Origin of the sequence: Dysosmobacter sp. HCP28S3_G4, from assembly GCF_052065175.1 — a bacterium.
Lineage (GTDB): Bacteria > Bacillota > Clostridia > Oscillospirales > Oscillospiraceae > Oscillibacter.
Genome location: NZ_JBQHUP010000028.1, coordinates 24,119 through 33,967 on the forward strand (window position 1 = coordinate 24,119; position 9,849 = coordinate 33,967).

Genomic DNA, 9,849 nt, shown 5'->3' on the forward strand with positions numbered 1-9,849 from the left:
CCTGCGGTACCACCCAAGTTGACGCTGACGCGCCCGCTCGTATCGGAGACGATCATCTCCGCCGCGGCTGGTAACGGGTGCGGCCCCCGTCGGAAGCTACTGACCGGAACCCGGCGTTCGCCCCGCCCTCGCAAGTCCATTCGCCGGAAAGTCCTCTGCCGTGATCCCACCACCCACGGCTCTCTGAAAGGTTGCCCCTCCGGCTACTTCTCTTGCTCAACGGTTTTGCTGTTTGATTGCTTTGCATTATATGCGCCGCCAGGCCGTTTGTCAACCCCCATCCCCAGATTTTTCTTTCCTATCCGGAAGAACGTCCGTGGGGGATGGACAATTCTGTCCATCCCCCACAGTTGGTTTTGATCAGGCCGTCCGTCAGGACAGCAGAACGGAGTCCGTCTCCTCCTGGACGCCGGCCACCTCGGCGAACTTTTGCAGCAGATCGGCCTTGGTGAGCTTCTTCTTGTCCTCGCCCCGGATGTCCAGGATGATGCGGCCCTCGTTCATCATGATGAGCCGGTTGCCGTGGACGATGGCGTCCTTCATGTTGTGGGTGATCATCATGGCCGTCAGGCTGTTCTCCTGCACGATCTTGTCGGACAGCTCCAGCACCTTGGCGGCGGTGGCGGGGTCCAGCGCGGCGGTGTGCTCGTCCAGCAGCAGCAGCTTGGGCTTCTGCAGGGCGGCCATCAGCAGCGTCAGCGCCTGGCGCTGGCCGCCGGACAGCAGGCCCACCTTGGAGGTCATCCGGCCCTCCAGGCCCAGTCCCAGGGTGGCCAGCTTCTCCCGGTACAGGGTCTTCTCCGCCTTGGTGACGCCCCAGCCCAGGCCCCGCTTCTGGCCCCGGCGGTACGCCAGCGCCAGATTCTCCACGATCTGCATGTTGGGCGCGGTGCCCATCATGGGGTCCTGGAAGACGCGGCCGATGTACTGGGCCCGCCTGAATTCCGGCAGGCCGGTGACGTCCACGCCGTCGATGACGATGGAGCCCTGGTCCACCGGCCACACGCCGGCCACGGCGTTGAGCATGGTGGACTTGCCGGCGCCGTTGCCGCCGATGACGGTGACGAAGTCGCCGGGCTCCAGATGGAGGTTCAAATCGATGAGGGCCTTCTTCTCGTTGATGGTGCCCGTGTTGAACGTCTTGGAGACATGAGAGAGTTTAAGCATGGGGCTCCGCCTCCTTTCCGGCCTTCTGGGCCATCTTGCCCGCGTGCTTGAAGGAACTGCGGGCCTGGGACTGCAGATAGGGCACCGCCAGGAAGATGGCCACGATGACGGCGGTGAACAGCTTCAGGTCGTTGGAGTCCAGCTTCAGCCACAGGATGATGGTCATGACGATGTAATACGCGATGCCGCCGCCCACCACGAAGGCCAGACGCACGGCGAAGTTGCAGCCCTTGTGGAACAGGGCGTCGCACAGCACCTCGCCGATGATCACCGCCGCCAGGCCGATGACGATGGCGCCGCGGCCCATGTTGATGTCGGCGTAGCCCTGGAACTGGGTCATCAGACCGCCGCCCAGCGCCACCAGGCCGTTGGACAGGGCCAGACCCAGCACTTTCATGGTGTCAATGTTGATGCCCTGGGCGCGGCTCATGGCGGGGTTGGAGCCGGTGGCCCGCAGGGCGCTGCCCTGCTCCGTACCGAAGTACCAGTAGCACACGCCGATGATCAGAGCGGCCAGGAACAATCCCACCAGAATGGCCTGGGGCACGAACCGGGAGGACAGCAGAAAGCCCTTGCCTCCCTCAGTCTCCCAGATCATGCCGAATTTGGAGACGCTGGCGCTGAGGTTGGGGTTCTTGCCCATGATCCGCAGGTTGATGGAGTACAGGGCGAACTGGGTCAGAATGCCCGACAGGATGGCGGGGATGCCCAGACGGGTATGGATGAGGCCGGTACACAGTCCCGCCAGGATGCCGGCCACCAGGGCCACCAGCAGGGCGGCCCAGGCGGGCCATCCGGCCAGGATCAGGACCGCCGTCACGGCGCCGCCGGTGGTAAAGGAGCCGTCTACCGTCAGATCGGCCACGTCCAGCAGCCGGAAGGTGATGTAGACGCCCAGCGCCATCAGTCCCCAGATGATGCCCTGAGCCACTGCCGCCGGCATGCGGGACAGCAGATTCGTGAGGCTCAGGGAGGCGAAATACGCCGCAATGTTCATAGGATGACTCCTCTCTTTTTCTTCTGTGATCCGTCACAGGCACAGATGAATGGCCGCCGCGGATATCCGGCGTTCATTCATCCACCCCCGGACTGCGTCCTTCCGCGGGAAATTCCCCGGAGGACGCCGGATGTCCGGTGCCCCCGGGGAACCAATATCAGCCCTCGATGGCAGTGTAGCCCTCGGGAATGGTGACGCCCAGGGCGCTGGCAATATCGGGGTTGTACTCCTTCACGGGGTTGGGATAGTACTCGATGGGCATGGCGGAGACATCGGCCTCGCCGGTCAGGATCTTCACAGCCATCTCACCGGTGGTGCGGCCCAGCTCATAGTAGCTGATGGACAGGGTGGCCACGCCGCAGCCCTTGCAGATGCCCTCCTCGCCGGTGATGATGGGCACGCCGGCGGGCTGCGCCACGTTGTTGATGGTCTCGGCGGCGTTGGCGGCGGTGTTGTCGGTGGGTACGTACAGCACGTCGTTCTCATCGCAGGCAGTCTGGGTGACGGCGGCCACGTCGTTGGAGTCGGCGAAGGTGTAGACCTTCACGCTGTAGCCCAGATCCTCCAGGCATGCCTTCACGGTGTCAGCCTGGTAGACGGAGTTGGGCTCGCCGGAGCAGTACAGGATACCCACGTTCTGGGCGTCGGGGAACAGCTCCTTCACCATGTCAGCCTGCTGGTCCAGAGGAGCCAGGTCGGAGGTGCCGGACACGTTGGTGCCCACGGTGCCGTTAAAGTTGTCCAGGTCCAGGGCCACGCCGTACTCCGTGATGGAGGTGCCCAGCACGGGGATGGTGTCGGTGGCATTGGCGGCGGCCTGGAGGGCGGCGGTGGCGTTGGCCAGGATCAGGTCCACGCCGGTGGAGACGAAGTTGTTGACAATGGTGGTGCAGTTGGCAGACTCGCCGGCGGCGTTCTGCTCATCCCAGGTCACCTGGCCGGGCAGAGCCTCGTCCACGGCGTCCCGGAAGCCCTGGGTAGCGGCGTCCAGTGCGGGATGCTGCACCAGCTGGCAGATTCCGATGGTGTAGGTCTCGGCGGCGGGAGCGGAGGCGGCCGCGGAACCGGCTGCGCTGGAGGCGGCGGGGGTGGAGGAGCCGCCGCTGCTGCCGCAGGCGGCCAGACTCAGGGCCATGGCGGAAGCCATGACCAGCGCGAGGATCTTCTTTTTCATGTGTTTAATCTCCTTTTCGTGACATAGCCATTTGGACTTTATAAAAAGCGGCTCTGTCCGGATGGACAGAGCCGCTTTCCATACTTCTCAGCGAATCTCACCCATGCTGTCCGGACGGTCTTTTTTCGTCAGCCCACGGTAAAAACGGCCCGCAAAGCGGACCTGCATAAAGGAGTAGCGGGCGGCTTCGTTGATCCGGATCATCATGGCTGCTCCTCCTTTATAATGCGAGATTACTTTGAACTATATAGCTTTAAACCAATGAAGTCAATGGTCATTTTACACAGAAATCCCCAGAGTTTTTCGGTAATAGCCCCTTTTCCGAAAAATCTGCGCCGCGGCGTCCGGAAAAATGTCCCTCTGCCCAGCCACCCGCACGGTCCGCAGCGTCAGGGCGACTGGAAATTCAGAACGTCACGGACGTCCCAAAAACTGTAAATATATGGCAGTCAAAAAACCATTTTTCGCGCCTCAGTTTTTCATTGACTTTTGAAACAGGCGGTGGTATATTGGGAAAGTATTTTTTGACGCTTCATGCAGCGGTTTGCGGCGTGAGCCGCAGGTTGGGTCCAAAACTGAACGAGTGAAAGCGACACCGCGGATCGCAGCTGAGAGTCCCGAAATATGGAGGGACTTTTAGCCGCTAAATCCGGGGTGTTTTTGTTTTGATCCCGGTGCATGGATTCTGAAAATTCAAAGAAACTTGTGTATAAAAGGTAAGGTGAGAGGAATGTCTACCAAATTCGTATTCGTCACCGGCGGCGTTGTCTCCGGACTGGGCAAGGGCATCTGCGCGGCGTCCCTGGGCCGTCTGCTGAAGCAGCGGGGCCTGCGGGTGCGGAACCAGAAGTTCGACCCCTATATCAACGTGGACCCCGGCACCATGAGCCCCTATCAGCACGGTGAAGTCTTCGTCACCGACGACGGTGCCGAGACCGACCTGGACCTGGGCCACTATGAGCGGTTCGTGGACGAGGACCTCAGCGGCAACAGCTCCGTGTCCTCCGGCAAGATCTACTGGTCCGTCCTGAACCGGGAGCGCCGGGGTGACTACCTGGGCGCCACGGTGCAGATCATTCCCCACATCACCAACGAGATCAAGGACCGCATCTACGCCATGGCCTCCGAGGACGTGGACGTGGTCATCACGGAGATCGGCGGCACCGTGGGCGACATTGAGAGTCAGCCCTTCCTGGAGGCCATCCGCCAGGTAGCGTCCGAGCGTCCCCAGGGCGATGTGCTGTTCATTCACGTGCCCCTCATCGTCCAGATCCCCGGCAGCGGTGAGCTGAAGTCCAAGCCCACCCAGCACTCCGTGAAGGAGCTGCTGAGCCTGGGCATCCAGCCCGACATCCTGGTGTGCCGCTGCGACACTCCCATCACCGAGGACATCCGCCGGAAGATCGCCCTGTTCTGCAATGTGGAGCCGGACTGCGTCATCCAGAACGCCACCGCCGAGACCCTCTACGAGGTGCCCCTGCTGATGGCCAAGGAGGGCCTGGACGAGGTGGTCTGCCGCAAGCTGGGTCTCATCACCCACCAGCCGGATCTGCGGGAGTGGACAGCCATGGTGAAGCGGGAGAAGGGCGCCCACAAGAAGGTGCGCATCGCCCTGGTGGGCAAGTACACCCAGCTCCACGACGCCTATCTGTCCGTTGTGGAGTCCCTGAACCACGCCGGCACCGCCAACGACGCGGTGGTGGAGATCAAGTGGGTGGATTCCGAGGGCCTGACGGAGAAGAACGTGGCGGAGGTCCTGAGCGATGTCACCGGCGTTCTGGTGCCCGGCGGCTTCGGCGACCGGGGCATTGAGGGCATGATCACCGCCGTCCGCTATGCCCGGGAGAACCGGGTGCCCTATTTCGGCATCTGCCTGGGGATGCAGATGGCCGTGGTGGAGTTTGCCCGCCACGTGGCGGGTCTGGCCGACGCCAACTCCGCCGAGTTCTCCGAGACGACCCAGAATCCCGTCATCGCCCTGATGCCGGATCAGGTGAACGTCACGGAGAAGGGCGGCACCATGCGTCTGGGCAAGTACCCCTGCATCCTGAAGGAGGGCACCCGCAGCCGGGCCCTCTATGACGCGGAGGAGATCTCCGAGCGTCACCGCCACCGCTATGAGTTCAACAACGACTATCGCCAGATGTTCCAGGACAGGGGCATGGTGCTGGCGGGCCAGTCCCCGGACGGCCGTCTGGTGGAGATCGTGGAGCTGCCGGACCACCCCTGGTTCGTGGGCGTGCAGTTCCATCCGGAGTTCAAGAGCCGTCCGGACCGTCCGCACCCTGAATTTTATGGCTTCGTGAAGGCCGCTGTGGAGATGGCTGAGTCCAAATAAACCGTCAACAGGGCCGGACGGCTCTCCGCCATCTCCGCCGGTTGCCGCGTCAGCGGCGAGGCGGAGGGCGATTTCCCCGGATACTCCCTCCAGGGAGTATCCCGTCCGGACCGTCCGCATCCCGAGTTCTACGGCTTCGTGAAGGCCGCTGTGGAGATGGCCGAGTCCAAATAAACCGCCATCCGCCGCTTTGCCGTTTTGTTAATAAAGGAGAACACATGAATCACTTTCGTCAGATCGCGGAAAAACTGGATCACTTCGGACTGGACGCCATGCTGCTGACCTGTGAGTCCAACCGCTTCTACGCCACCGGCTTCCACTCCACCGGCACCGACGGCGCCGCTCTGGTAACACGCCGGAAAGCCTGCTATCTCACCGACTCCCGCTATACGGAGGCCGCTGCCCGCTATGTCCAGAACGCCGAGATCCAGGAGGTCCGGGCCGGCCGGGGATACACCGTCCTGCTGCGGGAGATCATGGAGGCCCAGGGCCTCCGCCGGGTGGGCTTTGAGGACGCCTATATGACCGTCCGGGACTATGAGGCCTACCGAAAGGCTTTGCCCTGCGAGCTGGTGCCCGCCACGGAGCTGCTGCTGGAGCTGCGCCGGGTAAAGGACAGCCAGGAGATCGAGACCCTCATCGCCGCCCAGCGCATCGCCGAGAAGGCCCTGGAAAGCATCCTGAAGGAGATCCGTCCCGGCGTCACGGAGAAGGAGATCGCCGCCCGGCTCCAGTATCTGATGCTCCACTACGGAGCGGAGGACATGTCCTTCGACCCCATCGTGGTCTCCGGCCCCAACGGCAGCCTGCCCCACGGCGTCCCCTCCGAGAAGGCCATCCGGAATGGGGAATTCGTCACTATGGACTTCGGCTGCGTCTATCACGGCTACTGCTCCGACATGACCCGTACCGTGGCGGTGGGTTACGCCACTGAGGAGATGCGGCGGGTCTATCAGACGGTGCTGTCCGCCCAGACCGCGGGCATCGTCGCCGCCAAAGCCGGTGCCACAGGGCAGGCGGTGGACGGCGCCGCCCGGTCCATCATCGTCAGTGCGGGCTACGGCCCCTATTTCGGCCACAGCTTCGGTCACGGCGTGGGGGTGGAGATCCACGAGAGCCCCAACGCTTCCCCCCTCAACGACAAGCCCCTGCCCGCCGGTGCGGTGATCTCCGCAGAACCGGGCATCTATCTGCCGGGAAAGCTGGGCGTCCGCATTGAGGACGTGCTGGTGCTGAAGGAGGGCGGCTGCGTGGACATCACCAATGCCCCCAAAGAGCTTTTAATTTTGTAAACGATTAACAGTGCCGGAGACGGATCAAAAGGCATCCGCCTCCGGCGCATTTTCTCAAAAACAGCGGTAAAAAGTGCGCAAATTTGGGAAAATGCCATTTGACACCGGCCCTTGCGCCCTGTTATGATGACACAGACAATGACCGCCCCGGCCCGGGGCGCAGATCCCGTGCGGCAGTCCCGCGCGGATATCGGTTATCAAAGGAGAGATACAGCATGGACACCATCTATGTCACCGGCCACCGGAATCCCGACACGGATTCCATCGTCTCCGCCATGGCCTACGCGGCCCTGATGAACTCCCTGGGCGACCGGGAGTACACCGCCGCCTGTCTGGGCCGGGTCAACGATGAGACCCAGGCCATTCTGAACCGCTTCCGGTTTCAGGCGCCTCAGCTGCTGGACAACGTCTTCACCCAGGTCCGGGACCTGGATTACGATACGCCGCCCACGTTGAACACCGGCGTCACCATCAGCCGCGCCTGGGGGCTGATGCAGAACAACAAGATCTCCGCCATCCCCGTGGCCAACGAGGACGGGACCCTGTACGGCATGCTGTCCGCCGGAGACATCGCCTCCTACGACATGTCCTCCGTCCGGAATCCCTGCGTCAATGAGGTTCCCCTTTACAACCTGCTATCCGTCATTGAGGGCAAGCTGATGAACGAGGCCGGTCAGACGGTGGACTCCATCTCCGGCGAGGTCACCATCGCCCTGCCCACCTCCCGGAAGAACCTGCTGTTCTCCAGCAAGGACAGCATCGTCATCTGCGGCGACCAGCCGGACATGGTGAAGTACGCCATGGAGCTGGGCGTCCGGTGCGTCATCGTCTGCCAGGCGGAGATCAGCGACGAGCTGCGCTCCATCCCCACGGAGACCTGCCTCATCTCCACCCCCACCGACGCCTACCAGACGGTGCATCTCATCTGCCACTCCCTGCCGGTGTCCCGCATCTGCAAAACGGCGGGTCTGGTGACCTTCCATCTGGACGACTACATCGACGACGTCCGTGAGGCGGTGCTGCAGAGCCGGTTCCGCTGCTACCCCATTCTGGACGAAAACGAAAAAGTGGTGGGCACCCTGTCCCGCTTCCACCTGCTGCGTCCCCGCCGGAAGCGGGTGGTGCTGGTGGACCACAACGAGAAGGCCCAGTCCGTCCGGGGCCTGGATCAGGCGGACATCATGGGCATCATCGACCACCACCGCCTGGCGGACATCCAGACCGGTAACCCGGTGTACGTCCGCAACGAGCCGGTGGGCAGCACCACCACCATCGTGGCGGAGATGTATCAGGACCACGGCCTGATGCCCTCGGAGAAGATGGCGGGTCTGATGGCGGCGGCCATCGTGTCGGACACCGTCATGTTCAAGTCTCCCACCTGCACCCAGCTGGACCGGGATCTGGCCCAGCGCATGGCCCGTATCGCCAACGTCTCCCTGGAAGACCTGGGCCATCTGGTATTCTCCGCCTCCGCCAATGAGAACCGCTCCGCCGAGGAGCTGATGAAGACGGACTTCAAGGAGTTCCACATCGCCGGACACGATCTGGCCGTGTCCCAGATCACCTGCGTGGACTCCCAGCACCTGATGACCCGTCAGGAGGAGTTCATGGACGCCATGCAGGAGCTGAAGACCATGCGGCACTATGACATGATCCTGCTGATGTTGACAGACGTGCTCCAGGAGGGCACCCGGCTGATGTATCTGGGCGACGACCAGGCCATCCAGCAGGCCTTCAACTGCAAGCCCGTGGACCACTCCGTGTTCCTGCCCCACGTCATGTCCCGGAAAAAGCAGGTCATCCCCGCCCTCTCCGCCCTGTGGGGCTGAGCCGTCACGTTCAAGGCGGCGACCTTCCACCGGATGGAGCCGGATATTTCCCCGAAAACCGTCAGGGACGCCTTTGCGGCGTCCCTGATTTTTTCATTTTCCCCCTTGACCTTCCAGCCGCTGGACGGCTTATGCTGGAGGCAGTTCAAAAGCAAGGGAGGATCTTCTATGTTTTCTGATGCACAGCTGGCGGCCATGGCCTTCAGCGCCGTCATATCCCTGGGGCTGCCGGTGGGGCTGCTGGTCTTCTGGCGGAAGAAGACCGGGGCACGCCTCCGGAGCGCCGCCGTGGGCGCGGCCATGTTTTTCCTGTTCGCCCTGGTGCTGGAGCAGCTGCTCCATCTGCTGGCCCTGCGGCCCGGCGGGTTCATTCTGTCCCATACCTGGGCGTACGTCCTCTACGGCACGTTGGCCGCCGGCGTCTTTGAGGAGACGGGGCGGCTGACGGGCTTCCGTCTGCTGCGGCGTCAGGACCGCCGGGAGTCCGCCGTCATGTACGGCATCGGCCACGGCGGACTGGAATCCCTGCTGCTGGGCGGCATTCCAGCGGTGTGGAACCTGGCGTCGGCCCTGGGGTACAACGCCGGGACCCTCACCGGTGACGCGCTGGCGTCGGTCCCCGCCGCGCTGGCCGCTCCGGCGGCGGACTATCTGGTGATCGGTGTGGAGCGGGCGCTGGTCATCTGCTTCCACATCGCCCTCAGCGTTCTGGTGTTTCAGGCGGCGAAGCGGCCGGGAAAGCGATGGCTGTACCCCGCCGCCATTCTGCTCCATGCGGGGATGGATGTGTTCGCCGCCCTGTACCAGCGGGGCGTGCTGTCCATCTGGCTCTCGGAGGGGCTGATGGCGGCATTCTCAGTCCCGGCCTGCGCGCTGGCCTTCCGCCTGTACCGCGGGGACAGGACTGCAGAACCTGTATAAAAGGAGACCGGGGGGGGGGGGGGGGGGGGGGGGGGGGCGGGGGGGGGGGGGGGGGGGGGGGGGGGGGGGGGGGGGGGGGGGGGTGTGGGGGGGGGGGCGGGGCGCGGGGCGCGCGCGCCGGGGGGGGGGGG

Annotated in this window: 7 protein-coding genes and 1 other annotated feature (1 of these 8 running past the window's edge); of the genes, 4 read left to right on the forward strand and 3 right to left on the reverse strand. The window is 63.5% G+C overall.

Annotated elements, in window-relative coordinates:
- Positions 1–229: a binding site (T-box leader), on the reverse strand; it reaches 19 nt to the left of the window's first position.
- 143 nt (positions 230–372) lie between these two features.
- The 3 genes from ACTNBU_RS08090 to ACTNBU_RS08100 form a co-directional block, all read right to left on the reverse strand.
- Entirely contained in the window at positions 373–1,167 is a 795-nt protein-coding gene (locus tag ACTNBU_RS08090) for an ABC transporter ATP-binding protein (RefSeq protein ID WP_441032583.1), read from the reverse strand.
- Positions 1,160–2,164, reverse strand: coding sequence for an ABC transporter permease (locus tag ACTNBU_RS08095; RefSeq protein WP_441032586.1), 1,005 nt, complete (start codon positions 2,162–2,164; stop codon positions 1,160–1,162). The genes ACTNBU_RS08090 and ACTNBU_RS08095 overlap by 8 nt, the downstream gene beginning before the upstream one ends.
- 157 nt (positions 2,165–2,321) lie before the next feature.
- Entirely contained in the window at positions 2,322–3,338 is a 1,017-nt protein-coding gene (locus ACTNBU_RS08100; protein ID WP_441032588.1) for an ABC transporter substrate-binding protein, read from the reverse strand.
- A 730-nt stretch (positions 3,339–4,068) separates the two neighbouring features.
- On the opposite strand from ACTNBU_RS08100, the gene ACTNBU_RS08105 reads away from it, so the two are divergent.
- The 4 genes from ACTNBU_RS08105 to ACTNBU_RS08120 all read left to right on the forward strand — a co-directional run bounded on the left by ACTNBU_RS08105 (position 4,069) and on the right by ACTNBU_RS08120 (position 9,718).
- A complete protein-coding gene (locus ACTNBU_RS08105; protein WP_441032591.1) occupies positions 4,069–5,676 on the forward strand; it encodes a CTP synthase in 1,608 nt (535 codons plus the stop codon).
- Positions 5,677–5,894: 218 nt separating this feature from the next.
- Positions 5,895–6,968: an aminopeptidase P family protein gene (locus ACTNBU_RS08110; RefSeq protein WP_441032593.1), complete on the forward strand. Its 1,074-nt coding sequence runs from the start codon at positions 5,895–5,897 to the stop codon at positions 6,966–6,968.
- 215 nt (positions 6,969–7,183) lie between these two features.
- A complete protein-coding gene (locus tag ACTNBU_RS08115; protein WP_441032595.1) occupies positions 7,184–8,797 on the forward strand; it encodes a putative manganese-dependent inorganic diphosphatase in 1,614 nt (537 codons plus the stop codon).
- Between the two features lie 168 nt (positions 8,798–8,965).
- Positions 8,966–9,718 carry a YhfC family glutamic-type intramembrane protease gene (locus tag ACTNBU_RS08120; RefSeq protein WP_441032598.1) on the forward strand — a complete coding sequence of 251 codons (753 nt, stop codon included), beginning with the start codon at positions 8,966–8,968 and terminating at the stop codon, positions 9,716–9,718.
- The last annotated feature ends 131 nt before the right edge of the window (positions 9,719–9,849 follow it).